This window comes from Pseudomonas orientalis, assembly GCF_001439815.1.
GTDB classification, from domain to species: Bacteria; Pseudomonadota; Gammaproteobacteria; order Pseudomonadales; family Pseudomonadaceae; genus Aquipseudomonas; species Aquipseudomonas orientalis.
The window spans coordinates 83,493-108,549 of record NZ_JYLM01000004.1 but is presented as its reverse complement, the minus strand read 5'-3'; the positions used below and the strand labels follow the sequence as shown (position 1 = coordinate 108,549).

The following is a 25,057-nucleotide window of genomic DNA, read 5'->3' as shown; positions in this document are numbered from 1 at the left end:
GACCGCTGGCTTGGGTGTGAATATGTGCGCTGACCTGTGGAGCTTTGCCCTCTCGACTTATGCCCGCCCCGGTGTGGAGGCTGCGTGCCTGCGGTTGCAGGAGCAGGGCGCGGATGTATGCCTGCTGCTGTGCGGTGCGTGGCTGGAACAACGGGGTGTGGCGCAACTGCCCGAGCGCATTGCGGCGCTGCAACAGCTTGCGCGGCCGTGGCGAATGCGCGTCGTCGAACCCTTGCGAGAGGTGCGTATGCAATGGCGGGCGATGGCACAGCAGGATGCGCAATTGGCCGAGTTGCGAGAACAGGTCAAGGCCTTGGAGCTGGAGGCCGAGCGAGCCTTGCTGACGCGCCTGGAAGCGCTGGCGCAGACATGGCCGACCAACGAGGTGACAGGTCGATATGAATGGCTTGAAGGCCTGGCGACAGACGCCGCCAACCTTGACCACAACGCGCTGCAGCAGCTGCGCGTCGTGGTCACCCGCGCTTAGGAAGCGCTGGTTGGGGTGACGCTTGGCGCTGCCGGTGCAGCAGTGCTGCTGACGGATGCGGTTGGAGCGGAGGACGCGGCCGGGGTAGCGGCAGTTGCTGCGGGAGTTGCTGGCTTTGCAGGTGCTGGCTTTGCCGCAGCAGGCTTGGCAGCGGGTTTTGCGGCCGGTTTTGCAGCTGGCTTGGCGGCTGGTTTCGCAGCAGTGGTTTTAGCAACTGGCTTGGCGGCCGGCTTTGCAGCAGCAGTTTTAGCAACTGGCTTGGCGGCTGGTTTCGCAGCAGCGGTTTTAGCGGCTGGCTTGGCGGCCGGTTTTGCAGCCGCGGTTTTAGCAACTGGCTTCGCGGCTGGTTTTGCAGCAGCGGTTTTGGCAGCTGGCTTGACGGCTGGTTTTGCAGCAGCGGTTTTAGCGGCTGACTTGGCGGCCGGTTTTGCAGCAGCAGTTTTAGCGGCTGGCTTGGCGGCTGGTTTCGCAGCGGCAGTTTTAGCGGCTGGCTTGGCGGCTGGTTTCGCAGCAGCAGTTTTAGCGGCTGGCTTGGCGGCTGGTTTCGCAGCAGCAGTTTTAGCGGCTGGCTTGGCGGCTGGTTTCGCAGCAGCAGTTTTAGCGGCTGGCTTGGCGGCCGGTTTTGCAGCAGCGGTTTTAGCAGCTGGCTTGGCGGCTGGTTTTGCAGCGGCAGTTTTGGCCGGCGCCTTCGCTGCAACAGCCTTGCTCGCTGGCTTCTTGGCCGCGCTGGCTGCGACAGCTTTTGCCGGAGTACGAGCACCCAGCGCCTTGGCTACAGCTTCCTTCACACGACCAACGCCTTGGGCCAGTTTCAGGCTTTCCTGAGCGTCTTTTTTGAGTTGGGAAATGTAGCTGCGGGTTTCGGCTTGGCGGTCCTTGAGGGCGTCCAGCAGCTCCTCAAGTTCTTTAACAGCGTCTTTGGCCTTGGCTTGTGCCTTGGCTTTGCCGGCAGTGGCGGCGTCTTGCAATTTAGTGCGGGATTTGTGCAGCTTTTCTTGCGCTTTACCGCGTTGTTTTTCCAGTTTGGCGAGCAGTTTTTCTGCATCGGCCAAGGCCTGGGAACAAGCGCTTTCCAGATGTTCGAGCAGGCTGCCCGACAATTGTTGGAGTAAGTGCAACGGGGTATTTACAGGCTTCTGTTTGGCCGACATGGTTTACCTCCTGGCTGACGTGGGTGCGGCTCATACTAGCCCTCTGCTCTTACCGCCGCTAGGGCATGTTGACAGTATCGTTTGCGTTGCGTTGCAACGTGCGAAAATTCTTATCGATATAACAGAAAAGCGCGCCACTGCTCAGCCATTTACGCTGGCATAATCCGTCGCACTTCAGGCGGGAGAACACCCATGTCGCGTTACCTTTTCTTAGTCCTTGCCCTGGCGATTTCCAGCGCCAATGCAAACGGGCAATCGCCGCCAAAAACCGCTGCCCAAGACCCGCATGATCTCGCCTACAGCCTGGGCGCCAGCCTCGGTGAACGCTTGCGCCAGGAGGTCCCCGACTTGCAAATCCAGGCCCTGATCGACGGACTCAAACAAGCCTACCAGGGCAAACCATTGGCACTGGACAACGCACGCATCGAACAGATTCTTGCACTGCATGAAGCACAGAACGCCACCGACAACCCGGCGCCGCAGAGCGAAAAAGCACTCGGCGCCGAACAGCAATTCCTGCTCAAGGAAAAGTCTGCAAAGGGCGTGCGTGAATTGGCGGACGGCATCCTGCTCACCGAGTTGACGCCGGGCACCGGCACCAAGCCGTCGGCGACTGATGAGGTGCAGGTGAAATATGTGGGTCGATTGCCCGATGGAAGCGTGTTCGACCAGAGCGCACAACCACAGTGGTTTCGCCTGGACAGCGTAATCAGTGGCTGGAGCAGCGCATTGCAGCAGATGCCGACAGGCGCGAAATGGCGCCTGGTCATACCTTCGGCCCAAGCCTATGGCGCGGACGGCGCAGGCGAATTAATACCGCCCTATACGCCCTTGGTCTTTGAAATCGAGTTACTCGGGACTCGTCACTGACGCATAAAAAAACGGTGCGCCAAGCGCACCGTTCTCTATCTCATCGCCCCGATCAGACCTGAATAGCAGGCTCTTCCTTGTGGGCGTTATGCAGTACTTCGATCAGGCAATCTTCAAGCTCGAAACGCTCATGCAACAGACCACCCAGCTCTTTGAATTTTTCCGCAACACACTTGCCTTCATCGCACAGATCGTTAAAAGCCAGCAGCTTCCCGGTAATCACATCAATACGCGGGTAAAGGGTCTCAGCGAACTCAAGACCCCGTTTGTCCTCGAAGGCTTCCGCCTCCTTGGTGAGCTGAGTGTAAATACTCAGGTGGCCCGCAGAAACGTAATCCACCAATACAACGCAGAAATCCTGCAACGGCTCACGCTTCTCAGCCAGCGCTCCAGGCTCGGCACCCAACTCATCAAACGCCAGAACCAATTTGCGACGTGCATCCAACCATTTGTCGATCAGTGTGTGCACGCCACCCCAGCGTTCGCGAGCATTCTTGCAACGTTCCAACATGATGATCTCTCTTCCCTATAGGGGACGCTGCTGCCCCATGCCCGCGCAATGCTTCAGGGTTGAAGCGGCAATCGGACGAGGTCGCGCCTGACAAGCGGTTTCGGTAACGCGTGCGGGCCAGATTATGCCCGCATCACTATGGCTTCAAGGTACGCAGGAGAGAAAGTTCATACAAGCGTTTAATCCCGTCCTACCACATGAACCGAATTGTCCTCGCTTTGCGATACGCGATGCCGGCCAGGCAACAACCGACAAAGCAGTGTGCTCCACAGAATCAGCATCGCCAGGAAAAACAGCAGGCTCCACTCTGGAAGGCTGAGGTCAAACAGCGTCCAATTGATTTCGACGCAGTCGACAGTGCCCTTGAAGACTGACCGGGCAGCCTGCCAGAACGACAGGTGCTCAATCATGTAATCAAGGGTTGGCCAGCAGGTGGGCATCTGATCTGACGGCGTGTTCTGCAGCAGCACCTGGCGCCCGGCGGTAACGGCGCCAAATAACGCGCACCCCATGCTCGCCAGCCCATACAGGCACACACCGGTGCGGCCGGGGTTATGCAGGGCGGCGATCAGGTTGATCAGTACAAAGGCGGCGAGAAACAACCGTTGTACCTGGCACAAAAAACATGGCTGTAACAGCGCACCGTATTCCAGATAGAAAGACACGCCCAACGTCAGCGCACCGGCCATGAACGCCAGGAGAAACAAGGAGCGTAAGGGGGCCAAAGACATTGTTTATCCGCACCGCAAGAGATAGGTCGCTACGGTAGAGGAAAGGCCCGACCCCTTTCAATACGCCTTGGAGCGGACAATTCCGCAGAAACACAGGGAAATCCCACCAGTACGCGGGAGAAATCTGCCTACAACACGTAAGAATTGATTACAGGGCCATTTAAGCCGAGCATTTACAAAGGGTTAGAGGATTGGCCTGCAGATCCGTCTGAGCCAATCCATTCGCCCTTTCCTACTTCAAGCTCGCACCGGCGCTGGCAACGGTGAGGCCAGCAGGCGATTGTCGAGTAACCCCAGGCCTTCCTGAAACAGCTGGTTGCTGCGCTCGGTATCACCCAATTGAGCCAGCAAACGGGCCAATTCGGCACAGGCTTCGGGGTTGCGCTGCACCTGCAGGCTGCTTTCCAGATAATCCCGTGCCTTTCCCCACAGGCTGTTCTGCAGGCAGAGACGGCCCAGCGTCAGTAACAGGCTGGCATCGCCTGGATGCTCCTTCAGCCAACCTTCGGCAAATTTCAACTGACGGGCCGGGTCGCTGCCGCGCAGCAGACCATAGAGCCGAATAAGGTGACTGTCATAACTGCGCTTGATCGCACCGCGCAGTGCTTCCTCGGCCCTGGCATCAGCGCCCAGTCGACGCAGTTGGTCAGCATAAGCCAACACCAGCTGTGGCTCCTGGCGCTGGGCTGAGGTCAGTTGTTCCCAGGCGCGGTCAAGAGACTGCAAGCCGGCTTCGCTCTGCTCCTCACGTTGGGCGGCCAGGCTGAGGTTTTCTCCCCAGGCGCGGCGCTCCAATTCAGCCAGTTCGCTGGCCGGCAACACCTTGTCCTTACGCAGTTCAGGCAACAGGCGAATCACCGACGACCAATCGCCACGCTGCTGGTGCAATCGCTGCAACTGTCGCAGGACCTGGGCGTTGTGAGGATGGCGCTCATGCATCGCCTGCAGGGTGGTCAGGGCGCCTTCAGTATCGCCACGATCCATCTGCAGTTGCGCATGGCTCAAGGCAACGGCCAGTTCCGCCTGGGGCTGGCGGGCCAGAGCGCGCTCGAGCAAGGCATCCGATTCCTCGTAACGTCCCAGCTCGTTGGCCGCACGTGCCGCACCCAGGTAGTACAGCAGTGGCTGGCGCTCGGCTTCCGCAGCGCGGTGCAGGTGGCGTTCGGCGCTGGCCCAGCGGCCTTCGGCAAGGTCCATCTGGCCTTGCTCGATCGCAATCTGCACACGACGGCTGCGATTGCGCCGCGACCACGGGTTGACCACGCCGCCGGAAACGCTGACCAGGCCTAACAGGACCCGAATCAGATAGATCGCCAGGCCTATGGCAAACACCGCCACCAGGGTGGCCCACAAGCTCGACTCGTAATGCAGCAGATGCGGATAGGTAATCAGCACGTAGCCGGTGTGTTTCGAAATGCCCACCGCCAGCGCCAGGGCGATCGCAATTGCCAGCACCAGGATCACATAGAAACGCTTCATCGGTTCTACTCCTGGGTCGCAGGCTTGGCAGCCGAAGCCTTGGCTTCGTCGGCAGACAGATGGCGGCGCTCGAGGTACGCCTGCACGGCCGCGAGGCTCGCAGCCAGGTCAGGTGTCACCACCGAAACGGCCTTGGGCTCAAGCTCGGCGATACGCGCCAGCATCGCCTTGCTCTGCGGGTTGTCCTGGTTGAAGTTATCCTGCAACACGCTACGCGCTTCGCCCAGCGAACGGCTATACACCGCCGACTCGCCGTTGAGCGCCGCCCACTGTGCCTGCTCCAGCGCCAGGCTCAAGGCCAGGCGCACCTGATTCAAGCCCTGGCCCGCCAGCAGCGGGCGAATATTGTCATCCGGGTTGAAGTCGATACGGAAATAACGGGATATCTGTTCCCACCATTGGTTCAACTGGTTACCCGTATCGCTGGTCGGGCGGCCTTCGGAAGCGGGCTCCGTAAGTTGATACTCCGGGGCGATCGCCGCCAGTTGCACCACCTGGTCGCGCAGCGCCGCCAGTTGCAGGTACAACCCGGTGCGGTCCGGCTGTTCGGTGCTGCGCAATGCCGCCAGGCTCTTGGCCAACTGTTCGCGCGCGGCGAACGCGCCTGGGTCGCTCTGCTCACGAAGAATCTCGTCGGCACCCTGGACCAGCGACTGGGCACTGTTGATGTCCTGCAGAGCCGACAGACGCAAGCTGGCCAGACGAATCAGATGCTCGGCCTCAGCCAGGCGCCAATCCTTGCGGCTGGCGCCCAGGACGGTTTCCAGGCGCTGGTTCAGGCGCTGCTGATCACCCTGCAACTGGGCGACCAGGCGTCGACGCTCCTCCAGCTCGTCCGCACCGGGCAACTGGGCCAGGCGCGCCGCCAACTGTTGCTGGCTCTGCTTGAGGCCCTGGGATTGTTCATCCAGGGTCTGTACCTGGCCCAGTTGCTGCTGGCTGCTGGCTTGCAGGGCACGGACCTGCCAGATCCCCCAGCCGCCGGCGGCAACGCCTGCGACGCCAAGCAGCAAAGCGACGACTGCGAGGCCATTGCCACGGCGTGGCGCGGCGACCGGCGCATCGAGCGCGGGCTGAGCTTCATCTTTAGGCAAGGCTGTTTCGCTCACGTATCCGTCCTTTGCGTATCAGAGAGTGGGAACGGGATTGCTCCCTAACGCCACTAACAAAGCCGCGGCACTCGCGCCGCGACAGTCCACAACTTTTTCTGCGCCAGCGGCCCGCGCCATCTCGTAGACACGCGCACTGGGCACAAACAACGGCAGCTGCGCCACCTCGGGCCAATCGGGGCCGGCCAGGGCCTGCAAGTGTAGAAAACCTTGCCCACTGCTGACCACCAGGCCGTTCAAGCGTTCCAACTGGATGCGTTGCGTCAGTGCTCCCGTGTCGTAGGCCGGAAGAAAACGGCGATACAACTCCAGATAGTCGACACTAACACCTCGCTCGCGCAAACGCTGCGCGAGCAACTCCCGACCGCCCTCGCCGCGCAGGATCAACACCCTGGCACCGGAAACTGCGACAGCCTCGCGCAATGCCGTTAACTGAAGCAAGGCCTCGCTGTCGTCACCGGTTGGCGGATAGTGCACGTCCAGCCCCTGATCGGCCAGTATCTGTGCAGTGGCGGCCCCCACACTGAACCACGGCAGTCGCGGCCAGGGCGCGGTCAATTGTTGCAAGGCAAGACGCGCGGCCGGTTTGCTCACCACGATCACGGCGCAATAACGCCGCAGCGCCGCAAAGACAGCCTGTTGTTCCGGCGTGACCGGTAAGGCTTTGATCTCCAGCAACGGCAGCGCGCTGCTGAATACGCCCGCATCGGCCAATGTCACCGCCAGGGCTGCCGACTCTTCGGCAGGCCGTGTCAGCAGCAATCGCCATCGGGTCACTGCGGGCCGGCCTCGCCGTAGACCTTTTGCAGAATGGCGCCGGCGCCCTTGTCCAACAGTTCCTCGGCGACCTGAATGCCCAGCGCCGTGGCCTCGCTTTGTGGACCGCGCACCTCGGCGGTCAGCAGCGTGCCGCCGTCCGGGTCGCCTACCAGGCCACGCAACCACAGGTTTTCACCTTCGAGCACGGCATAGCAGGCGATCGGCACCTGACAGCCGCCGTTGAGGTGTTTGTTCAGGGCACGCTCGGCCGTGACGCGAACTTCGGTGTCTGCGTGATCAAGCGGCTTGAGCAATGCGTGAATTTCGCTGTCGGCGGTACGACATTCGATGCCGACCGCGCCCTGCCCGCCAGCGGGCAGGCTGTCTTCAACGCTGATCGCGCGGGTGATACGGTCTTCGAAGCCCAGGCGAATCAGGCCGGCGGCGGCGAGGATGATCGCGTCATACTCGCCCGCATCCAGCTTGGCCAGGCGCGTATTGACGTTGCCACGCAGGAAGCGGACCTGCAGGTCGGGGCGACGGGTCAGCAACTGGGCCTGGCGACGCAGGCTCGAGGTGCCCACGATACTGCCCAGGGGCAATGCATCCAGGGATGGGTAAGTGTTGGAAACAAAAGCGTCGCGTGGGTCTTCACGCTCGCAGATGCAAAAAAGACCCAACCCTTGCGGGAAGTCCATGGGCACGTCTTTCATCGAATGCACAGCGATGTCTGCTTCATTTTCCAGCAGCGCGGTTTCCAGCTCCTTGACGAACAGGCCCTTGCCGCCAATTTTCGACAGCGGCGAGTCCAGCAGCTTGTCGCCGCGACTGACCATGGGCACCAGGGTCACCTTGAGGCCAGGGTGAGCCAGTTCAAGACGTGCTTTGACGTATTCGGCCTGCCATAGGGCCAGGGCACTTTTACGGGTGGCGATGCGGATTTCGCGAGAAGACATGGATCAATCCGTACTGAATAGATACGGCAGATAATAACAGCTCAGGCAAATACGCTTTGATTTGAATCAGCAAGTGCGGGGCCTCCCTGGCCGCGTCGCACCGGGATAGGGACTGCAGAACTCGCCGCAGCCCCTGGGCTAAAGCTGCTGCATCATCTTGCGCACGCCGGCGACATGGCGCCGACTGACGATCAAGGCATCGCCGTTGAGCCCTTTGAGAAAGAGCTGAAAGTGTCCCAAAGGCGTGCGTTGCAAGCGCTCGATTCGCTCGCGGGCCACCAGCGCATTGCGATGGATGCGCACGAAGCGGTCGCCGAATTCATCCTCAAGGGCCTTGAGCGGCTCATCGAGCAACACTTCGCCTGCTTCGTGACGCAGGGTCACGTACTTATGGTCGGCGATAAAATAGACCACCTCACCCAGGGGAATCAGCTCGATACCCTTGCGGGTCCGTGCGCTGATATGGCTGCGCGGGCCATTGCCACTCTGGGCCGCAGGCTGGGTCAGGGCGGCGAGCTGGGCGCGGCTGGGACGCTCGGCCTTCTTCAAGGCCTTGAGCAACGCGTCGCCAGCCACCGGCTTGACGAGAAAACTGACACCGCTGTCTTCGAGCGTCTGTGCAGAAAACTCTTCCTGTGCCGCGCACAGCACCACCGCCGGTGGCGATTCGCGCTCGCTCAGGCGGGCGGCGACTTGCAGGCCATCAAGGAGCGGCATGCCGATATCGAGCAACACCACATCGGGCTTGAGGCTGTCGATCAGCGTCAACGCCTCTTCGCCGCTGGTGGCGCTCGGCTCAAGGACTGTATAACCCTCGATTTCACTGACCAGACGGCTCAGTCGCTCGCGGGCTTGGGGTTCGTCATCAACGATCAGGACATTCATATAGCGCTGGATTCCTGCGTGAGTCTCGCACAAGGATAGCGTAGACAGGTGCGGTGACTGACGTCACAGCGATCCACGCTAAGACTGGCGCAAGCGGCAAAAAGTGCCCTTGGAGTGGCACCCAAATTTACCCGGACCTGTTCAATAGCGCCCAAGACCCGCCAACTTCGCGCATTGTCATAGGGTTTGCTGATACACAATCCGAATACCCCCGTTTTCAATGGATAGTCTGGGCTCTGACCGCATGACCCGACTTTGGTGCATTCACACACTCTCAGTCCAACTGTAGACGCTCGGTGGGACGATATTGCTCAATCGTCAAATATCGTTTCAATAAGGTCCTGTTCCCAGTCTCGTCCCGGATCGGATCGGCGGCAAGGCACTTAGCCATCCTTTGTACAAATAAATTGCCGTCCACCCACAGCATCGCGTCCGCGGACAACCCTGTTATTATCGGCGGTACACCTTCACGCCTCTTTTAAGCAGATCACGAGCGAATTCATGAGCACCGACAAGACCAACCAGTCCTGGGGCGGCCGCTTCAGTGAACCCGTCGACGCCTTCGTCGCGCGCTTCACCGCCTCCGTCAACTTCGACCAGCGCCTGTACCGCCACGACATCATGGGCTCCATCGCCCACGCCACCATGCTGGCCAAGGTCGGCGTGCTGACCGACGCCGAGCGCGACAGCATCATCGATGGCCTGACCACCATCCGGGGCGAGATCGAAGCCGGCACGTTCGACTGGCGCGTCGACCTGGAAGACGTGCACATGAACATCGAGGCCCGCCTGACTGATCGCATCGGTGTGACCGGCAAGAAGCTGCATACCGGTCGCAGCCGTAACGATCAGGTGGCCACCGATATCCGCCTGTGGCTGCGTGACGAAATCGACTTGATCCTGGCTGAAATCACCCGCCTGCAGAAAGGTTTGCTGGAACAGGCCGAGCGTGAATCGGACACCATCATGCCCGGTTTCACACACCTGCAAACCGCCCAGCCCGTGACCTTCGGCCACCACCTGCTGGCCTGGTTCGAAATGCTCAGCCGCGATTACGAGCGCCTGGTGGACTGCCGCAAGCGCGCCAACCGCATGCCGCTGGGCAGCGCCGCGCTGGCCGGCACCACCTACCCGATCGACCGCGAGTACACCGCGCAACTGCTGGGCTTCGACGCCGTGGGCGGCAACTCCCTGGACGGCGTGTCGGACCGTGATTTCGCCATCGAATTCTGCGCCGCCGCCAGCATCGCGATGATGCACCTGTCGCGGTTTTCCGAAGAGCTGGTGCTGTGGACCAGCGCGCAATTCCAGTTCATCGACCTGCCGGACCGTTTCTGCACCGGCAGCTCGATCATGCCGCAAAAGAAAAACCCCGACGTGCCCGAACTGGTACGTGGCAAGAGCGGCCGCGTATTCGGCGCACTGATGGGCCTGCTGACCCTGATGAAAGGCCAGCCGCTGGCCTACAACAAGGACAACCAGGAAGACAAGGAACCGCTGTTCGACGCGGCCGACACCCTGCGCGACTCACTGCGTGCGTTTGCCGACATGATTCCGGCGATCAAGCCCAGGCATGCGATCATGCGCGAAGCAGCCTTGCGCGGCTTCTCAACCGCGACCGACCTGGCCGACTACCTGGTGCGTCGTGGCCTGCCCTTCCGCGACTGTCACGAAATCGTCGGCCATGCCGTGAAATACGGCGTGGACACCGGCAAGGACCTGGCGGAAATGAGCCTGGAAGAGCTGCGCCAGTTCAGCGACCAGATCGAGCAGGACGTGTTTGCCGTGCTGACGCTGGAAGGTTCGGTGAATGCGCGTAATCACATCGGCGGCACTGCGCCGGCGCAGGTGAAGGCCGCAGTCGTGCGCGGCCAGGCACTGCTCGCCAGCCGCTAAAAAATGTGGGAGGGGGCTTGCCCCCGATGACGTCGGCCCAGCAAACACTGATGTTGGTTGACCCACCGCTATCGGGGGCAAGCCCCCTCCCACAGGGGATCGGCGCTAACTGACTGGCATTGGGGCAAGCCCCCCACATTTGACTATTTCCTGGCTGCAATCATCGCCAGGAATCCCGGCATCGCCGCCAGCCTGTCCGCCTCGACCTTTTGCGCATTGGGCATCTCGTTCAAACGCCCCAGCAACGCCGTCGCCTGCGGCAACTGCGCCAGCAGGTCCAGCCCGAACAGCTTCTCGCCCACACCACAGGCCAGATTCAAGCTGTACATGAAATACAGATCGGCAATTGTGAAGCGCTCCCCCGCCACATAAGGCGCGAACTGGCCGTGCCGGCCTAACGTACCGACTCCAAGCAACAATTCAGCTCGGGATTTTTCCTTGATCGCCTCCGGCACCGTCATGCCAAAAAAGGCTTCGGCGAAGCACGCCCGCGCAGGCAATTCGATGTACAGCTCGATCTCACGGCACAACGCCAGCACCTGGGCACGCTGGAACGGGTCGGCTGGCAGCAGCGCCGGCCCTTCCTGAGTCTGCTCGATGTATTCGAGGATGACGCTGGTTTCGTTGATGAAGCCTTGCTTGACGCCAAGCACCGGCACCTTGCCGCGCGGACTCACCGCCAGGGCTTCAGGCGTTTGTCCCGCATAAAAAGGCACCTCTTCGAAAGGCAGCCCTTTCTCCATCAGCGCCAGCTTGACCATGTTGTAGTAGTTACTGACCGAAAATCCGTAAAGCTTGAGCATCGCAGAGCCTCCAGGCCGTGTGCGGGGTTGGCTGCAAGCGTTATAGACGCCGAGGCTTGGCCTGACCAGCAGCATCAACGGCCTGAATGGCGTTAGACTGACACCCTTTCCTTCAGGAGCCTGCCATGAGCGAGCCGACCGACATCGACAATGACGAAGAAGAATTCACCGAAAGCACGCTGATCCAGGCCATCGAGAACCAGATCGAAAGCGATAACCCGCCGGCGGCCAAGGCCACGTTCAACAAGCTGACGCTGGTAGGTTATGAGCGAGAAGAGATCCTGAATCTCATGGCCCACGTGCTGGCCTTCGAGATCGACGCGATGCTGGATAAGGACCGCGCCTTTGATACCCAATGGTATGAAACCGCGTTGCGGGCACTGCCCGAGCTGCCGCCTGAAAAGGAATAATCCAGCCGCGCTGCAACACGCTGGACAGTTCGGCAAAGTGCGTTCACCTTATGGCCTGCTAGTCTCTAATAAATTTTAGAAAGTCTGGAGTCCTTATGTCGTATACCCCTGAGTTGGTTGCCGAACTGGAAATCCTTGTACTCTTCCCCCTGGACAGCACCAAGGAAGGTCTGAAAGTCCATCAGACCGCCGCGCCTGCTGCCGTCGCCGCTGCCAAGCGCCTCCACGCCAAGGGGCTTATCGACCAACCGGACGGAGGCTATCTGACCAGCCTTGGCCGGGACGCCGCCGAGCAAGCCCAGACCTTGCTGACTATCCTGACCACCGCCTCGACCAAAGAAGCCGCCTGACACCTGTTCCCGCTCATGGAGTCCGCCCCTCTGCGGATTCCGCGGGCGTTGCCGTGCAACTCACAAAATTCTGCCGCCAACCTCTATTTCCCTCTAAAACTCCTACGCTACTGTCTGTAAACTCCTACACGGCCGCCCACGTCGGGCCCTGCGAGCCACCGAGTTCGACATGACCCGCACCCATGAAATCCGCCCCGACCTGGACGAAGGCATCGACCGCAAGGTGCTTGCCCAATTGCGCGCGCGTTTCATGGCCCTCAATGAGGGCCGTATGGCCCGGGCGGTCGAGGGGCTGACGCCGCGCCAGCAAAGCGTGCTGACGCTGTTGCCGCTGTTTTTCCACGTCAATCACCCTTTACTGCCAGGCTATGTATCCAGTGGCACGCCGGCCGGGCTGTCGAATTTCGAACCCGATGCCCAGGCCCTCGCTGAAGCCCAGCGCCTGACCCGCTCGTTCTCCTACAAGGCGCGTCGCGGCAACCCGCCAACGCCCATTCACGGCCTGTTCCTGATGGGCAGCCTGGGGACGCTGGCCCAGGCGGATCAAAGCGATATGGACGTGTGGGTGTGCCACGCGCCGGACCTGAATGACAACGAGCTGGCCGAGCTGCGCAAAAAGTGCCAACTGCTGGAAGCCTGGGCTCAGACCATGGGCGCCGAAGCCCACTTCTTTCTGATCGAACCGACGCGCTTTGTGCTCGGTGAACGGGACACGCAACTGAGCTCCGACGATTGCGGCACCACCCAGCACTATCTGCTGCTGGATGAGTTCTACCGCACGGCAATCTGGCTGGCCGGGCGCACGCCGATCTGGTGGCTGGTGCCGGTGTATGAAGAAAGCCGCTACGCCGAATTCACCCACACGCTGATCTCAAAACGTTTCATCCGCGCCGACGAAACCCTCGACCTCGGCCATCTGGCGCACATCCCTCCAGGGGAGTTCATCGGCGCCGGGCTGTGGCAATTGTTCAAGGGTATCGAGTCGCCCTATAAGTCGGTGCTCAAGCTGCTGCTGACCGAGGTCTACGCGAGCGAACATCCCGATGTGCAGTGCCTGAGCCTGCGCTTCAAGCGTGCGGTGTTTGCCAATCAGATGGACCTGGATGAGCTGGACCCTTATATCGTGGTCTACCGCCGCATCGAGGAATACCTCAAGGCCCGCAATGAACCGGAGCGCCTGGAACTGGTACGGCGCAGCCTGTACCTGAAGGTCAACCGCAAGCTCAGCGCCGGCCAGCGCACCGCCAGCTGGCAGCGACTGTTGCTGGAACGCCTGGCCCATGAATGGGGTTGGGACCCGCGCCAACTGGCTCTGCTGGACAGCCGCAGCCAATGGAAAGTGCGTCAGGTCGCCTCCGAGCGCCGCGCCCTGGTCAACGAGCTGAACTACAGTTATCGCTTCCTCACCCAGTTCGCCCGCACGGAACAGACCGTCAGCCTGATCAACCGGCGCGATCTCAATGTGCTGGGCCGTCGCTTGTACGCGGCCTTTGAACGCAAGGCCGGCAAGGTCGAGTTCATCAACCCCGGGATTGCCCCGGACCTGGCCGAAGACACCTTGACCCTGGTGCACTCGCCCAACCGCAAGGAGCCGGGGCAGCACCATTGGGGCCTGTATAACGGCAACCTCACCGCCCTGGAATGGGAGCACTTTGCGCCCATCAAGCGCAGCCGCGACCTGCTGGAAATGCTCACCTGGTGTCATCGTAATGGTGTGATCGACAGCAGTACGCGCCTGGCGCTGCACCCAGGCGTCAGCGACATGACCGAGTTCGAGCTGTTCAACCTGCTGGGCAGCCTGCAACAGACCATCGCCCTGCCCATGGCCAGCGTCGATGAAACTCGCCTGTTACGTTCGGCGGTGCCGGAAGACGTGCTTTTGCTGATCAACGTCGGCGTCGACCCGCTCAAGCATCACCGCGACCTGAATATTCTGATGACCACCGAGCGCACCGACTCGCTGAGTTATGCCGGTGTACGCGAGAACCTGGTATTGACCCTGGATCAGGTCACGCTCAATAGCTGGAATGAGGTGATGGTCAGCCGCTACGACGGGCCCCATGCGCTGCTCGACTGCCTGCGCGACTACCTCAACCAACTGCCGTCGGATCATTTGCCCCGGTTGCGCGTGCGCTGCTTCTGTCACAACCGCGCACAGTTCATTGCCCAGCGCGTGGAAGAGGTATTCGACACGGCGCAGAACCTGCTGCTCGGCCAGGGCAATCACCGCTACCTGCTCCAGGTGCAGCAGCATTATCACGTCATGGAATTGATTCCCGGCCAAGCCACCCATGTCGCGCTGCCGACCCAGGATGCCTTGATCGCCTACCTCAGCGAAGAGCTGGCCAGCTACAGCCCGTGGCACCTGGACGCCATGGCCCTGGAAGACCACGACCTGGCGCTGCTGCTGCCCATGGGCATGGCCGATTGCATACAGGTGTTCTACCGGGTCAATGAAGGGTTTGCCGAGCTGTATGTGCTCGACGAATTCAATGCGCTCTGGCAGCAGCGCTTGCCGTTCCATGACGAGCAAAGCCTGTTGGCACCGCTGCAGCGCTTCCTGCTCTCGATCATCTATCGCCGCGAAGCGCTGTCACCCCTGGACACCCAACAACCGTTGGGCGAAGTCCAAATCTCGTATTACCAACTGCTGCCGTCGGGCAACGCCCGCGCTCGTCTGGTCGAACCAAGGCCGGCCCCGCAAAACCCCGCCAACAAGCCGTTTTATGACGTACAGGCGATTATCGCCAAGGCGGCGCCCGGCCAGGTGGGTATTACGCTGTACTGCAATCAGCGCGAATTTTCCGAATTGGAATTCGGCGACCAGCTGTTTGCGGTGGTCGCCCGGGAAATCGTCGGGCAGCGCCGGGAACCCGAGCGTTACCGTTGCTACATCACCGATCTGGATCTGTCGGGCCTGCTTGGCGACGTGCAAAGCCCGAGCAATCTGTACCTGCGCTACAAGGCCGAGCTTGAGCTCGCGCTCAATCAGGCGCTGGACCAGATTTAAAGAGGAAAAGGACCGCCGTCCTTGGGTTGGCCTTCGACACTCAGCAGCTCGAGCTTGAGGGTCTTGCCGCCCGGCGCAGGCCAGTCAATGTGCTGGCCCACTTGCAGGCCGAGCAACGCGCTGCCCACCGGCGCCAGAATCGAAATCTTGCCTTCGTCGGCGTTGGCGTCCTTGGGGTAAACCAGGGTCAGATGATAGTCCTTGCCGCTGCCTTGCTCGCGGCAATGCACACTGGAGTTCATGGTCACGACACTTGCAGGCACTTCATCGTGGCCAACCACTTCTTCGGCGCGGTCGAGTTCGTGCTGCAACGCTTCGACACCGGGAAACTCGTCGCCCAGGCGGTCGATCAGTTGCTCCAGACGCTGCACGTCAAGACGGGTGAGAATGATGGACGGTGCGGTGGTCATGATTCAGGCAGACTCCTTTTTTCTGCACAAAAAAGCAAAACCCCGCCAGGAAAAGGCGGGGTTCTCACGGGCCTCGATGAGTTGAGGCGTAACCGGACACTACCACAGCGTCACAAATAAACAAGACGACCTCAGGCGCGGGCCCGTCGCTGCTCGGCCTCGGCACAGATCACTCGGCGCCGCTCATCATCGGCGGAGCGCCATTCGCGGATATCTTCCACATGGCGGAAACAGCCGAGGCAGACTTTCTGCTCGTCCAGGCGACACAAACTGATACAAGGTGACGGCACCGCCGGGCTGACATTGCTGAACAGCGGCTTGGGCGGGCGAATGGGTGCAGGCTGGGTCACGGTCAAATCTCGTCGAAATCCAGCTCAACGCCGGCTTGTTCAAAGACTAGCCGCGTGAGCATTTCACTGAGCAGTTCATCGCTGGTATCGCATTGCCAGTTGTTGTCTTCTTCGTTGAAGTCGAAGTGAAAACCACCGGAGCGGGCAGCCAGCCACAGCTGGCGCAACGGTTCCTGGCGGCTGAAGATCAATTGAGTGCCGTTTTCGAACTTGACCGTCAGCACACCGGCGGAGCTCTCCAAATCGATGTCTAGGTCACTCTCGTCGAAAATATCTTCCAGCGCCTGCTGGGTCGCATCCACCAGGTCGTGAAAACGGGCTTCGGTCAAACTCATTGTGGCAACCTCGAAAGTGTCTGGTTCTGCTCAAGCGCCGCACGATACGGACGCGCCCCGCCGATTGCAAAGGATACCGATTTCATCACAGATGGCGGTACGAAATATCCTCAACCAGCGTAGCCCGCTTCCGGACTATCTCGGCAAACCCCCGCCGGACGGGTATTCCAGCGCATAGGCAAGCTGGCGGGTGGTCGGTATACTCGGGCGCAATTAATGCATATTCAAGGATTTCGCCATGAAGCGCCTGATCTCTTCCCTTGCTGCGCTCGTCGCGGTCGCTTGCCTCGTTAGTGCCTGTGGTCAAAAAGGCCCGCTGTACCTGCCCGACGACAGCAAGGACCCGAACGAACAGGCGCAGTCGTCGCAAAAGCCTTCCAAAGCGCACAAGCACGACACTTACTAAGGGACCCTCATGGACGCTTTTAACTACCGGGACGGCGCGCTGTTCGCGGAAGGCGTGGCGCTGTCCGCGATTGCCGAGCGCTTCGGTACCCCGACTTATGTGTATTCGCGTGCCCATATCGAAGCGCAATACCGCTCGTTCACCGACCCGCTGGAAGGCGTGCCGCACCTGGTGTGCTACGCGGTGAAAGCCAACTCCAACCTGGGTGTGCTCAATGTCCTGGCACGCCTTGGCGCCGGTTTCGACATTGTGTCCCGTGGCGAGCTGGAACGGGTACTGGCCGCTGGCGGCCAGGCCGACAAGATCGTGTTCTCCGGCGTCGGCAAGAGCCGCGAAGACATGCGGCGCGCCCTTGAAGTAGGGGTGCACTGCTTCAACATCGAGTCCACCGACGAACTGGAGCGCCTGCAGGTCGTGGCCGCCGAGCTGGGCGTTCGCGCGCCGATCTCCCTGCGCGTCAACCCGGACGTCGACGCCGGCACTCACCCGTACATTTCCACCGGCCTCAAAGAGAACAAGTTCGGCATCGCCATCGCCGACGCCGAAGACGTGTACATCCGCGCCGCCCAATTGCCGAATCTGGACGTGTTGGGCGTCGACTGCCATATCGGCTCGCAACTGACCACCCTGCCGCCGTTCCTGGATGCTCTCGACCGCCTGCTGGCGCTGATCGACCGCCTGGGCGACTGTGGCATCTACCTGCATCACATCGATCTGGGTGGTGGTGTGGGCGTGCGTTACCGCGATGAAGAGCCGCCGTTGATTGCCGACTACATCAAGGCCGTGCGCGAGCGTATCGAAGGTCGCGACCTGACGCTGATGTTCGAGCCGGGCCGCTATGTCGTCGCCAATGCCGGCGTGCTGCTGACTCAGGTCGAGTACCTCAAGCACACCGAGCACAAGGACTTCGCCATCGTCGACGCGGCGATGAACGACCTGATCCGCCCGGCGCTGTACCAGGCCTGGATGAATGTCACGGCGGTGACGCCGCGCAACAGCCAGGCGCGTGCGTACGACATCGTCGGCCCGATCTGTGAGACCGGCGACTTCCTGGCCAAGGATCGTCAGCTGGCCCTGGAGGAAGGCGACCTGCTGGCCGTGCATTCGGCCGGTGCCTATGGGTTTGTCATGAGTTCCAACTACAACACGCGCGGCCGCGCGGCCGAGGTGCTGGTGGACGGTGATCAAGCGTTTGAAGTGCGTCGCCGCGAGACGGTAGCCCAGTTGTATGCTGGCGAAAGCCTGCTGCCGGAGTAAGCCATGCTGCTGCGTTTTACCAAGATGCACGGGCTGGGCAATGACTTCATGGTTCTCGACCTGGTCAGCCAGCACGCGCACATCCTGCCCAAGCACGCCAAGCAATGGGGCGACCGCCATACCGGTATCGGCTTCGACCAACTGCTGCTGGTGGAAGCGCCGACCAACCCGGAGGTGGATTTCCGTTATCGGATCTTCAACTCCGACGGCTCCGAAGTGGAACAGTGCGGCAACGGTGCGCGCTGCTTTGCGCGCTTTGTGCTGGACAAGCGCCTGACCGCCAAGCGCCAGATTCGCGTCGAGACCAAGGGCGGCGTGATCGAACTGGATATCCGCAGTGACGGCCAGATCAGCGTCAACATGGGCGCGCCACGTCTGGTGCCGGCGGACATTCCGTTCCAGGCGCCCGAGCAGGCCCTCAGTTATGCGCTGGATGTGGACGGCAACACGGTCGATATCGCCGCCGTGTCCATGGGCAATCCCCATGCGGTGCTGCGCGTCAATGACATCAACAATGCCCCCGTGCACGACCTGGGGCCGAAAATCGAACATCACCCGCGCTTTCCGGCGCGGGTCAATGTGGGCTTCCTGCAGGTGATCGACCGTTCCCGTGCGCAATTGCGCGTGTGGGAACGCGGCGCCGGCGAAACCCAGGCCTGCGGCACCGGCGCCTGCGCCGCCGCCGTGGCCGCGATCAGCCAGGGGTGGATGGATTCGCCGCTGCTGATCGACCTGCCGGGTGGGCGCTTGTCCATCGAATGGGCAGGCCCTGGCCACCCGGTGATGATGACCGGGCCGGCTACGCGTGTATACGAAGGACAGGTCCGTCTATGAGTGAGCCAAGCCAATGACCGATAAGCCTCAAGTACCCGCACAAGTCACCTCAAGTGAAAGCCTGGAGGCCGCTGCGGTCGCGGCATACCTTGAGGCTCATCCGGACTTCTTCGTCGAGCACGAAGAATTGCTCCCGGCATTGCGCATCCCCCATCAACGCGGCGATACCGTGTCGTTGGTGGAGCGGCAGATGAAGATCCTGCGCGAGCGCAATATTGAAATGCGCCACCGGCTTTCGCACCTGATGGACGTGGCGCGCGACAACGATCGCCTGTTCGAAAAGACCCGTCGCCTGATCCTGACCCTGATGGACGCCGCCAGCCTGGAAGAAACCGTGATGGCGGTAGAAGACAGCCTGCGCCAGGACTTCCAGGTGCCATTTGTCAGCCTGATCCTGTTCAGCGATAACCCGATGCCGGTGGGTCGCTGGGTCAGCGGTGGCGAAGCACAGACCGCCATCGGCGGCCTGCTGTCGGAAGGCAAGACCATCAGCGGTACCCTGCGCGAACATGAACTGGATTTCCTGTTTGGTGCCGAACAGGGCAAACAAATCGGCTCCACCGCCGTGGTTGCCCTCAGTCACCAAGGCCTGCACGGCGTACTGGCCATCGCCAGCCGCGATCCGGCGCACTATAAAAGCTCGGTGGGCACCCTGTTCCTGACCTACATCGCTGAAGTGCTGGGCCGCGTCTTGCCACGCTTCACCACTGCCCTGCGCGCGGTGCGCTAGCCATGGAACGGCAACTGGACGCTTATTGCGCTCATCTGCGCAACGAGCGCCAGGTGTCGCCTCATACGCTGGACGCCTACCGGCGGGACTTGAATAAAGTCCTGGCCTACTGCGAAAAACAGCAGGTTGCCAGCTGGAAGGCCCTGGATATCCAGAGCCTGCGCAGCCTGGTCGCACGACTGCACCAGCAAGGCCAGTCCTCGCGCAGCCTGTCGCGCCTGCTGTCGGCGGTGCGCGGCCTCTATCACTATCTCAACCGCGAAGGCCTGTGCGACCACGACCCGGCCAATGGCCTGTCGCCGCCCAAAGGCGAGCGACGCCTGCCCAAGACCCTGGATACCGACCGCACCCTGCAACTGCTTGATGGCGCGGTCGAGGATGACTTCCTGGCGCACCGCGACCAGGCGATCCTCGAACTGTTCTACTCCTCGGGCCTGCGCCTGTCGGAGCTGACCGGCCTGAACCTTGAGCAACTGGACCTGGCCGACGGGCTGGTGCAGGTGCTGGGTAAAGGCAGCAAGACGCGTGTTCTGCCCGTCGGCAGGAAAGCGCGTGAAGCCCTGGAGCTGTGGTTGCCGTTACGGGCGCTGGCCAATCCGAAGGACGACGCGGTATTCATCGGCCAACAAGGCCGACGCCTGGGGCCGCGAGCCATTCAGTTGCGCGTGAAGGCCGCCGGCGAACGCGAACTGGGGCAAAACCTGCACCCGCATATGCTCAGGCATTCCTTTGCCAGCCATATGCTCGAGTCGTCCCAGGACCTGCGCGCGGTACAGGAATTGCTCGGCCACGCCGATATCAAGACCACGCAAATCTACACCCACCTCGACTTCCAGCACCTGGCAACGGTGTACGACAGCGCCCATCCACGGGCCAAACGCATCAAGGACGGCGACTCATGAGCATCAAGCTGATCACCTTCGACCTGGACGATACGCTCTGGGACAACGTACCCGTCATCATCAGCGCCGAAGCGTCAATGCGCGAATGGTTGGCGGTCCACGCCACCAAAGTGGGCGACTTGCCCCTGGAGCACTTCGCCAGCCTGCGCCAACAGGTACTGCAGCGTCATCCTGAGCTCAAACACCGCATCAGCGTCCTGCGCCACCGTGTATTGCTGCACGCGTTCGAAGAAGCCGGCTATCCGCAGCCCGAAGCGACAGAGATGGCCGATGTGTGTTTTGAGGCATTCATTCATGCGCGACACCAGCTCACGGTTTTTCCCGAAGCCGAACCGATGCTCAAAGCGCTACGCCAGCACTTCCTGCTGGGGGTTATTACCAACGGCAATGCCGACGTACAGCGCGTAGGCCTGGCGGACTACTTCCACTTTGCCCTGCGCGCCGAGGATATCGGTATCGCCAAGCCGGATGCGCGATTGTTTCAGGAAGCCTTGCAGCGCGGCGGCGTGGACGCCAGTGCGGCGGTGCATGTGGGCGATCATCCCGGGGATGACATCGCCGGCGCGCAGCAGGCCGGGTTGCGAGCGGTGTGGTTTAACCCGACGGGCAAGGCATGGGAAGCGCCGAAGCGCCCGGATGCAGAGATTCGTAGCCTGACGGAGTTGCCTGCGTTGCTGCGCAAATGGCAGTAACACCAGAGATCCAAATGTGGGAGGGGGCTTGCCCCCGATAGCGGTGTATCAGCCACCAAATGTACTGGCTGACCCACTGCAATCGGGGGCAAGCCCCCTCCCACAGTGGGATCTCTACAAGGCTCGAATAAATCATCAGGCATGAAAAAACCCGCAGCGACGGCGGGCTTTTTCCTACAAGCAGTCAACTGACCTCAAATAGGACGGCTGCCGTACTTGTTATCCGGCTTCTTCGGTGGATCGGCCACCACATTGGGCTCGACTTCGACCACTTTGCCGCCTTTGGCGAGGAATTCTTCCATCGCACGGGCCAAGGCATCGCGCTCTTTGTTCTTGGCCTCAACGCTGGGCAGCTCGTCTACCGATACAGCAGCCTTGGCCTTGCCTTTGGCTTTGGGAGCGGCGTCATCGCCAGCACTGTCCTCAATGTCTTCCGCAACGTCATCAGCCGCCACTTCAAGACTGTCTTCAGTGTCCTCTTCGTCACCTACTTCAAGGTCGTCGTTTTCCAGATCATCGTCGCTCATGTTCTACCTCATGACTTGCGAAAAGCAGATTAGTTATAGCCCAGCTTCATCCTCTGTCGAGGTCGCCGGAAAAAAATCAACATCCGCTGGATCACCAGCGGCTTATGCCCCTTCACCGTGCAAGGTGGCGAGGACTTTACGAGCACCGCCATGATCACGGTGCTCGCCCAGATAAACACCTTGCCAGGTCCCCATCGCCAAGCGGCCGGCCTTCACCGGCAAACTCAGCTGGCAGCCCAGGAGACTGGCCTTGAAGTGCGCCGGCAGATCATCCGGGCCTTCGTCGTTGTGTTCGAATCCCGCCTGGCCTTGCGGCGCCAGCAGGTTGAAAAAACGTTCGAAGTCACGGCGAACCGCCGGATCGGCATTCTCGTTGACCGTCAACGAGGCCGAGGTGTGCTGCAGCCACAGATGCAACAGGCCCACGCGACAGGCCTTCAATTCAGGCAAGCCGGCAAGCAACTCGTCGGTCACCAGGTGAAAGCCCCGGGGCTTGGCCCGCAGCGTAATCAGGGTCTGTTGCCACATACAGTTCTCCGCCCATCGGCGCGCATTCTAGCGCGCTCTGGAAAAAAACAAAGTGCCGAATACGCCCACATGCCTGTAAGACATTCGCACCCTCTAAAGTGCCGCGAGGATCCCATCACAAAGTCGACGAAAAACCCATGCCACTTATAGTCAAAGACAAACGCCAGACAAAAAAATGCCCGGCAAGCCGGGCATCTTTTTTTTGCGCCTTTACAAGTTGTAACCGCGCTCGTTGTGTTGCGCCAGGTCGAGGCCGACTGCCTCTTCCTCTTCGGTGACGCGCAGGCCCATGACCATGTCCAGAACCTTGAGAATGACGTAGGTGACGATCGCCGTGTAGATCACGGTGAAGCCGACACCTTTGCACTGGATCCAGACCTGCGCGGCGATGTCGGTGGTCGCGGCGTTGAAGCCACCCATCGATGGAGCCGCGAACACGCCGGTCAGGATCGCGCCGAGGATACCGCCGATACCGTGCACGCCGAAGGCGTCCAGGGAATCGTCGTATCCCAGCTTGCGTTTGAGGGTAGTGGCGCAGAAGAAGCACACCACACCCGCCGCCAGGCCGATGACCAGCGCACCCATCGGGCCCACGGTGCCGGCAGCCGGGGTGATTGCGACCAGGCCGGCCACCACGCCCGAGGCGATGCCCAGTGCGCTTGGCTTACCGTGGGTGATCCACTCGGCGAACATCCAGCCCAGCGCAGCGGCAGCGGTGGCGATCTGGGTGACCAGCATCGCCATACCGGCCGTGCCGTTGGCTGCGGCAGCGGAGCCGGCGTTGAAGCCGAACCAGCCGATCCACAGCATGGCCGCGCCGATCAGGGTGTAACCCAGGTTGTGCGGCGCCATCGGGGTGGTCGGGAAGCCTTTGCGCTTGCCGAGCACGAGGCACGCCACCAGGCCAGCCACACCGGCATTGATGTGCACCACGGTGCCACCGGCGAAGTCCAGCACGCCCCAGTCCCACATCAGGCCGCCGTTGCCGCTCCAGACCATGTGCGCAATCGGCGCATAGACCAGGGTGAACCATATAGCCATGAAGATCAGCATCGCGGAAAACTTCATGCGCTCGGCGAATGCACCGACGATCAACGCCGGAGTGATGATGGCAAACGTCATCTGGAAGGTGATGAACACCGCTTCCGGGAACAGCGCCGCAGGCCCGGTGATGCTGGCTGGGGTGACACCCGCCAGGAAGGCCTTGCCCATGCCGCCGAAGAAGGAGTTGAAGTTGACGACGCCCTGTTCCATACCGGTGGTATCGAACGCAATGCTGTAGCCGTAGACAACCCACAGGATGCTGATCAGGCCAGTGATGGCAAAGCACTGCATCATCACCGACAGGATATTCTTGGAGCGAACCATACCGCCGTAGAACAGCGCCAGGCCAGGAATGGTCATGAACAGCACCAGTGCGGTGGCGGTCAGCATCCAGGCAGTGTCGCCGGAGTTGAGGACTGGAGCCGCCACTTCGTCCGCCGCCAGTGCAAGGCTTGGCATTACGATGGACAACAGGGCTCCGAGCCCTGCGAATTTACGCAGAGTCATAGTGTTTTTCTCCTGGGGCGTTGGGGTTTGGCGGCTTAGATTGCGTCGGTATCGGTTTCGCCGGTACGGATGCGGATAGCCTGTTCCAGATTGACCACGAAGATCTTGCCGTCACCGATCTTGCCGGTGTTGGCGGCCTTGGTTATCGCCTCGATAACCCGGTCAAGATCCTTGTCGTCAATGGCGACATCAATCTTCACCTTCGGCAGGAAATCGACCACGTATTCCGCGCCGCGATACAGCTCGGTATGCCCCTTCTGCCGACCGAAGCCCTTGACCTCAGTAACGGTAATGCCCTGCACGCCGATCTCGGACAGTGACTCGCGTACGTCGTCCAACTTGAACGGCTTGATGATGGCAGTGACTAGCTTCATGAAAACTCTCTCCCGAATTGGTGGACTTGCCCCAGGAAAACAAACCCGTCTCAAGTCTAAGCGCAGTGCCTGGCTTTGTAACGCATCGTCGCCTGCGTATTACCGTGGCGACGCCAGCGAACCACTGGTGACGAAACCTGTACCCCTGATCCGTCGGCGCACTGCATTCGTCACAGCGACTGCATCAGTGCATGGGTCATGATCGTCTAAGCAGAAACCTTGCCAGCTCCGTAAAAATCACCGAAATCAGTCCGTTGCCCGCTTATGCCCACCTGCGGAGCGTTCCGGCAGCGGCGATGCGCATCAAAACAGTGCGCGACCGCCCATCCGCATGCGCGAAAAGCGTGCGCGCCAGGGCCGTGAAAAGACTATAGACACTGCGTGATACACTGCCGGCCAACAGTTTTCCGGAATATTTCACATGCTCGCGCCCAAAGACTTCCTCGACGCCCTGAGCGGCCATGCCTCTCGCCTGTTCAGCGGCGACACCCCGCTGCCCCGCAACGAAATCGAAAGCCAGTTCAAGGCATTGCTGCAGAGTGGCTTCAGCAAGCTCGATCTGGTCAGCCGTGAAGAATTCGACAGCCAGATGGTGGTATTGGCCCGCACCCGTGCACGGCTGGAGAGCCTGGAGGCGAAGGTGGCGGAACTGGAAGCGCGACTGACGCCCCCATCGGCTGAATAAGCCCGATGAGTGTGGGAGGGAGCAAGCCCTGATGCCGCCCTCTGTAGGAGCGAGCTTGCTCGCGAAAAA

At 61.0% G+C, this 25,057-nt stretch carries 29 protein-coding genes; 13 read left to right on the top strand and 16 right to left on the bottom strand.

All coding sequences use genetic code 11. The features are described from left to right. Positions 1-22: 22 nt before the first annotated feature. On the top strand, positions 23-487 hold the full coding sequence (locus TU82_RS11745; protein ID WP_057723359.1) for a TIGR02444 family protein: 465 nt from the start codon (positions 23-25) through the stop codon (positions 485-487). On the opposite strand, the gene TU82_RS27830 is transcribed toward TU82_RS11745, so the two are convergent. Then, positions 484-1,638, bottom strand: a complete 1,155-nt coding sequence (locus TU82_RS27830) for an AlgP family protein (RefSeq protein ID WP_082632004.1) — start codon at positions 1,636-1,638, stop codon at positions 484-486. The two genes, TU82_RS11745 and TU82_RS27830, sit on opposite strands and share 4 nt — an antisense overlap. 192 nt (positions 1,639-1,830) lie before the next feature. On the opposite strand from TU82_RS27830, the gene TU82_RS11730 reads away from it, so the two are divergent. After that, positions 1,831-2,508, top strand: a complete 678-nt coding sequence (locus TU82_RS11730) for an FKBP-type peptidyl-prolyl cis-trans isomerase (RefSeq protein WP_057723358.1) — start codon at positions 1,831-1,833, stop codon at positions 2,506-2,508. 52 nt (positions 2,509-2,560) lie between these two features. Here TU82_RS11730 and TU82_RS11725 read toward each other — a convergent pair whose 3' ends face one another. The 7 genes from TU82_RS11725 to TU82_RS11695 all read right to left on the bottom strand — a co-directional run bounded on the left by TU82_RS11725 (position 2,561) and on the right by TU82_RS11695 (position 8,938). Next, on the bottom strand, positions 2,561-3,019 hold the full coding sequence (locus TU82_RS11725; RefSeq protein WP_057723357.1) for an Rsd/AlgQ family anti-sigma factor: 459 nt from the start codon (positions 3,017-3,019) through the stop codon (positions 2,561-2,563). A 179-nt stretch (positions 3,020-3,198) separates the two neighbouring features. Continuing rightward, positions 3,199-3,750, bottom strand: coding sequence for a disulfide bond formation protein B (locus TU82_RS11720; protein WP_057723356.1), 552 nt, complete (start codon positions 3,748-3,750; stop codon positions 3,199-3,201). A 237-nt stretch (positions 3,751-3,987) separates the two neighbouring features. Further along, entirely contained in the window at positions 3,988-5,229 is a 1,242-nt protein-coding gene (locus TU82_RS11715; protein WP_057723355.1) for a heme biosynthesis protein HemY, read from the bottom strand. Between the two features lie 5 nt (positions 5,230-5,234). After that, a complete protein-coding gene (locus TU82_RS11710; protein WP_057723354.1) occupies positions 5,235-6,338 on the bottom strand; it encodes a uroporphyrinogen-III C-methyltransferase in 1,104 nt (367 codons plus the stop codon). An 18-nt stretch (positions 6,339-6,356) separates the two neighbouring features. Next, positions 6,357-7,115, bottom strand: a complete 759-nt coding sequence (locus TU82_RS11705) for a uroporphyrinogen-III synthase (protein ID WP_057723353.1) — start codon at positions 7,113-7,115, stop codon at positions 6,357-6,359. After that, the gene (gene hemC / locus TU82_RS11700; protein ID WP_057723352.1) at positions 7,112-8,053 is read right to left on the bottom strand and encodes a hydroxymethylbilane synthase; all 942 of its coding nucleotides are present in this window, start codon (positions 8,051-8,053) and stop codon (positions 7,112-7,114) included. The genes TU82_RS11705 and hemC overlap by 4 nt, the downstream gene beginning before the upstream one ends. Positions 8,054-8,191: 138 nt before the next feature. Beyond that, positions 8,192-8,938 (bottom strand): LytR/AlgR family response regulator transcription factor, encoded by a 747-nt coding sequence (locus tag TU82_RS11695; protein ID WP_057723351.1) that lies wholly within the window; start codon positions 8,936-8,938, stop codon positions 8,192-8,194. Positions 8,939-9,439: 501 nt separating this feature from the next. Here TU82_RS11695 and argH point away from each other — a divergent pair. Continuing rightward, the gene (gene argH / locus TU82_RS11690) at positions 9,440-10,834 is read left to right on the top strand and encodes an argininosuccinate lyase (protein ID WP_057723350.1); all 1,395 of its coding nucleotides are present in this window, start codon (positions 9,440-9,442) and stop codon (positions 10,832-10,834) included. Positions 10,835-10,977: 143 nt separating this feature from the next. On the opposite strand, the gene TU82_RS11685 is transcribed toward argH, so the two are convergent. After that, positions 10,978-11,637, bottom strand: a complete 660-nt coding sequence (locus tag TU82_RS11685) for a glutathione S-transferase family protein (protein WP_057723349.1) — start codon at positions 11,635-11,637, stop codon at positions 10,978-10,980. A 125-nt stretch (positions 11,638-11,762) separates the two neighbouring features. Between TU82_RS11685 and TU82_RS11680 the strand changes: the two genes are divergently transcribed. The 3 genes from TU82_RS11680 to TU82_RS11670 all read left to right on the top strand — a co-directional run bounded on the left by TU82_RS11680 (position 11,763) and on the right by TU82_RS11670 (position 15,407). Beyond that, positions 11,763-12,047 carry a hypothetical protein gene (locus tag TU82_RS11680; protein WP_057723348.1) on the top strand — a complete coding sequence of 95 codons (285 nt, stop codon included), beginning with the start codon at positions 11,763-11,765 and terminating at the stop codon, positions 12,045-12,047. A gap of 95 nt (positions 12,048-12,142) precedes the next feature. Then, positions 12,143-12,397 (top strand): TIGR02647 family protein, encoded by a 255-nt coding sequence (locus TU82_RS11675; protein WP_057723347.1) that lies wholly within the window; start codon positions 12,143-12,145, stop codon positions 12,395-12,397. Between the two features lie 169 nt (positions 12,398-12,566). Continuing rightward, positions 12,567-15,407, top strand: a complete 2,841-nt coding sequence (locus tag TU82_RS11670; RefSeq protein ID WP_057723346.1) for a class I adenylate cyclase — start codon at positions 12,567-12,569, stop codon at positions 15,405-15,407. Here TU82_RS11670 and rnk read toward each other — a convergent pair. From rnk to cyaY, 3 genes are all read right to left on the bottom strand, one after another. Next, the gene (gene rnk / locus TU82_RS11665; protein WP_057723345.1) at positions 15,404-15,817 is read right to left on the bottom strand and encodes a nucleoside diphosphate kinase regulator; all 414 of its coding nucleotides are present in this window, start codon (positions 15,815-15,817) and stop codon (positions 15,404-15,406) included. The genes TU82_RS11670 and rnk overlap by 4 nt on opposite strands. Positions 15,818-15,948: 131 nt before the next feature. Further along, positions 15,949-16,167 carry a DUF1289 domain-containing protein gene (locus TU82_RS11660; RefSeq protein ID WP_057723698.1) on the bottom strand — a complete coding sequence of 73 codons (219 nt, stop codon included), beginning with the start codon at positions 16,165-16,167 and terminating at the stop codon, positions 15,949-15,951. A 2-nt stretch (positions 16,168-16,169) separates the two neighbouring features. Further along, a complete protein-coding gene (gene cyaY, locus TU82_RS11655) occupies positions 16,170-16,502 on the bottom strand; it encodes an iron donor protein CyaY (RefSeq protein ID WP_057723344.1) in 333 nt (110 codons plus the stop codon). A gap of 238 nt (positions 16,503-16,740) precedes the next feature. On the opposite strand from cyaY, the gene lptM reads away from it, so the two are divergent. Genes lptM through TU82_RS11630 form a run of 6 tightly spaced genes read left to right on the top strand, consistent with a single transcriptional unit; the run spans position 16,741 to position 21,323 of the window. Further along, positions 16,741-16,908: an LPS translocon maturation chaperone LptM gene (gene lptM / locus TU82_RS27820; RefSeq protein WP_003195417.1), complete on the top strand. Its 168-nt coding sequence runs from the start codon at positions 16,741-16,743 to the stop codon at positions 16,906-16,908. A gap of 9 nt (positions 16,909-16,917) precedes the next feature. Next, positions 16,918-18,165 (top strand): diaminopimelate decarboxylase, encoded by a 1,248-nt coding sequence (gene lysA, locus TU82_RS11650; RefSeq protein ID WP_057723343.1) that lies wholly within the window; start codon positions 16,918-16,920, stop codon positions 18,163-18,165. A gap of 3 nt (positions 18,166-18,168) precedes the next feature. Continuing rightward, entirely contained in the window at positions 18,169-18,999 is an 831-nt protein-coding gene (dapF, locus tag TU82_RS11645; RefSeq protein ID WP_057723342.1) for a diaminopimelate epimerase, read from the top strand. 13 nt (positions 19,000-19,012) lie between these two features. Further along, positions 19,013-19,729, top strand: a complete 717-nt coding sequence (locus tag TU82_RS11640; RefSeq protein WP_057723341.1) for a DUF484 family protein — start codon at positions 19,013-19,015, stop codon at positions 19,727-19,729. 2 nt (positions 19,730-19,731) lie between these two features. After that, positions 19,732-20,631 carry a tyrosine recombinase XerC gene (xerC, locus tag TU82_RS11635; RefSeq protein ID WP_057723340.1) on the top strand — a complete coding sequence of 300 codons (900 nt, stop codon included), beginning with the start codon at positions 19,732-19,734 and terminating at the stop codon, positions 20,629-20,631. Next, entirely contained in the window at positions 20,628-21,323 is a 696-nt protein-coding gene (locus TU82_RS11630) for an HAD family hydrolase (RefSeq protein WP_057723339.1), read from the top strand. The genes xerC and TU82_RS11630 overlap by 4 nt, the downstream gene beginning before the upstream one ends. Positions 21,324-21,517: 194 nt before the next feature. Here TU82_RS11630 and sutA read toward each other — a convergent pair whose 3' ends face one another. The 4 genes from sutA to glnK form a co-directional block, all read right to left on the bottom strand. Then, on the bottom strand, positions 21,518-21,850 hold the full coding sequence (sutA, locus tag TU82_RS11625) for a transcriptional regulator SutA (protein ID WP_057723338.1): 333 nt from the start codon (positions 21,848-21,850) through the stop codon (positions 21,518-21,520). 102 nt (positions 21,851-21,952) lie between these two features. Beyond that, on the bottom strand, positions 21,953-22,378 hold the full coding sequence (locus TU82_RS11620; protein ID WP_057723337.1) for a secondary thiamine-phosphate synthase enzyme YjbQ: 426 nt from the start codon (positions 22,376-22,378) through the stop codon (positions 21,953-21,955). A 210-nt stretch (positions 22,379-22,588) separates the two neighbouring features. Then, positions 22,589-23,929: an ammonium transporter gene (locus TU82_RS11615; RefSeq protein WP_057723336.1), complete on the bottom strand. Its 1,341-nt coding sequence runs from the start codon at positions 23,927-23,929 to the stop codon at positions 22,589-22,591. A gap of 35 nt (positions 23,930-23,964) precedes the next feature. Continuing rightward, complete coding sequence (gene glnK / locus TU82_RS11610) at positions 23,965-24,303, bottom strand: P-II family nitrogen regulator (RefSeq protein ID WP_002555808.1); 339 nt, start codon at positions 24,301-24,303, stop codon at positions 23,965-23,967. A gap of 421 nt (positions 24,304-24,724) precedes the next feature. Between glnK and TU82_RS11605 the strand changes: the two genes are divergently transcribed. Then, on the top strand, positions 24,725-24,988 hold the full coding sequence (locus TU82_RS11605) for an accessory factor UbiK family protein (RefSeq protein ID WP_003195432.1): 264 nt from the start codon (positions 24,725-24,727) through the stop codon (positions 24,986-24,988). Positions 24,989-25,057: the final 69 nt, after the last annotated feature.

What these genes read in the sequence shown, in the direction of transcription:
- TU82_RS11720 (WP_057723356.1), bottom strand. Translation starts at nt 3,750, where the DNA reads ATGTCTTTGGCCCCCTTACGCTCCTTGTTTCTCCTGGCGTTCATGGCC.
- TU82_RS11680 (WP_057723348.1), top strand. Translation starts at nt 11,763, where the DNA reads ATGAGCGAGCCGACCGACATCGACAATGACGAAGAAGAATTCACCGAA.
- TU82_RS11715 (WP_057723355.1), bottom strand. Translation starts at nt 5,229, where the DNA reads ATGAAGCGTTTCTATGTGATCCTGGTGCTGGCAATTGCGATCGCCCTG.
- TU82_RS11605 (WP_003195432.1), top strand. Translation starts at nt 24,725, where the DNA reads ATGCTCGCGCCCAAAGACTTCCTCGACGCCCTGAGCGGCCATGCCTCT.
- TU82_RS11695 (WP_057723351.1), bottom strand. Translation starts at nt 8,938, where the DNA reads ATGAATGTCCTGATCGTTGATGACGAACCCCAAGCCCGCGAGCGACTG.
- argH (WP_057723350.1), top strand. Translation starts at nt 9,440, where the DNA reads ATGAGCACCGACAAGACCAACCAGTCCTGGGGCGGCCGCTTCAGTGAA.
- TU82_RS11725 (WP_057723357.1), bottom strand. Translation starts at nt 3,019, where the DNA reads ATGTTGGAACGTTGCAAGAATGCTCGCGAACGCTGGGGTGGCGTGCAC.
- TU82_RS11685 (WP_057723349.1), bottom strand. Translation starts at nt 11,637, where the DNA reads ATGCTCAAGCTTTACGGATTTTCGGTCAGTAACTACTACAACATGGTC.
- TU82_RS11640 (WP_057723341.1), top strand. Translation starts at nt 19,013, where the DNA reads ATGACCGATAAGCCTCAAGTACCCGCACAAGTCACCTCAAGTGAAAGC.
- TU82_RS27830 (WP_082632004.1), bottom strand. Translation starts at nt 1,638, where the DNA reads ATGTCGGCCAAACAGAAGCCTGTAAATACCCCGTTGCACTTACTCCAA.
- sutA (WP_057723338.1), bottom strand. Translation starts at nt 21,850, where the DNA reads ATGAGCGACGATGATCTGGAAAACGACGACCTTGAAGTAGGTGACGAA.
- cyaY (WP_057723344.1), bottom strand. Translation starts at nt 16,502, where the DNA reads ATGAGTTTGACCGAAGCCCGTTTTCACGACCTGGTGGATGCGACCCAG.
- TU82_RS11745 (WP_057723359.1), top strand. Translation starts at nt 23, where the DNA reads ATGTGCGCTGACCTGTGGAGCTTTGCCCTCTCGACTTATGCCCGCCCC.
- dapF (WP_057723342.1), top strand. Translation starts at nt 18,169, where the DNA reads ATGCTGCTGCGTTTTACCAAGATGCACGGGCTGGGCAATGACTTCATG.
- TU82_RS11615 (WP_057723336.1), bottom strand. Translation starts at nt 23,929, where the DNA reads ATGACTCTGCGTAAATTCGCAGGGCTCGGAGCCCTGTTGTCCATCGTA.
- glnK (WP_002555808.1), bottom strand. Translation starts at nt 24,303, where the DNA reads ATGAAGCTAGTCACTGCCATCATCAAGCCGTTCAAGTTGGACGACGTA.
- TU82_RS11670 (WP_057723346.1), top strand. Translation starts at nt 12,567, where the DNA reads ATGACCCGCACCCATGAAATCCGCCCCGACCTGGACGAAGGCATCGAC.
- TU82_RS11630 (WP_057723339.1), top strand. Translation starts at nt 20,628, where the DNA reads ATGAGCATCAAGCTGATCACCTTCGACCTGGACGATACGCTCTGGGAC.
- TU82_RS11675 (WP_057723347.1), top strand. Translation starts at nt 12,143, where the DNA reads ATGTCGTATACCCCTGAGTTGGTTGCCGAACTGGAAATCCTTGTACTC.
- xerC (WP_057723340.1), top strand. Translation starts at nt 19,732, where the DNA reads ATGGAACGGCAACTGGACGCTTATTGCGCTCATCTGCGCAACGAGCGC.
- TU82_RS11730 (WP_057723358.1), top strand. Translation starts at nt 1,831, where the DNA reads ATGTCGCGTTACCTTTTCTTAGTCCTTGCCCTGGCGATTTCCAGCGCC.
- lysA (WP_057723343.1), top strand. Translation starts at nt 16,918, where the DNA reads ATGGACGCTTTTAACTACCGGGACGGCGCGCTGTTCGCGGAAGGCGTG.
- hemC (WP_057723352.1), bottom strand. Translation starts at nt 8,053, where the DNA reads ATGTCTTCTCGCGAAATCCGCATCGCCACCCGTAAAAGTGCCCTGGCC.
- lptM (WP_003195417.1), top strand. Translation starts at nt 16,741, where the DNA reads ATGAAGCGCCTGATCTCTTCCCTTGCTGCGCTCGTCGCGGTCGCTTGC.
- TU82_RS11620 (WP_057723337.1), bottom strand. Translation starts at nt 22,378, where the DNA reads ATGTGGCAACAGACCCTGATTACGCTGCGGGCCAAGCCCCGGGGCTTT.
- rnk (WP_057723345.1), bottom strand. Translation starts at nt 15,817, where the DNA reads ATGACCACCGCACCGTCCATCATTCTCACCCGTCTTGACGTGCAGCGT.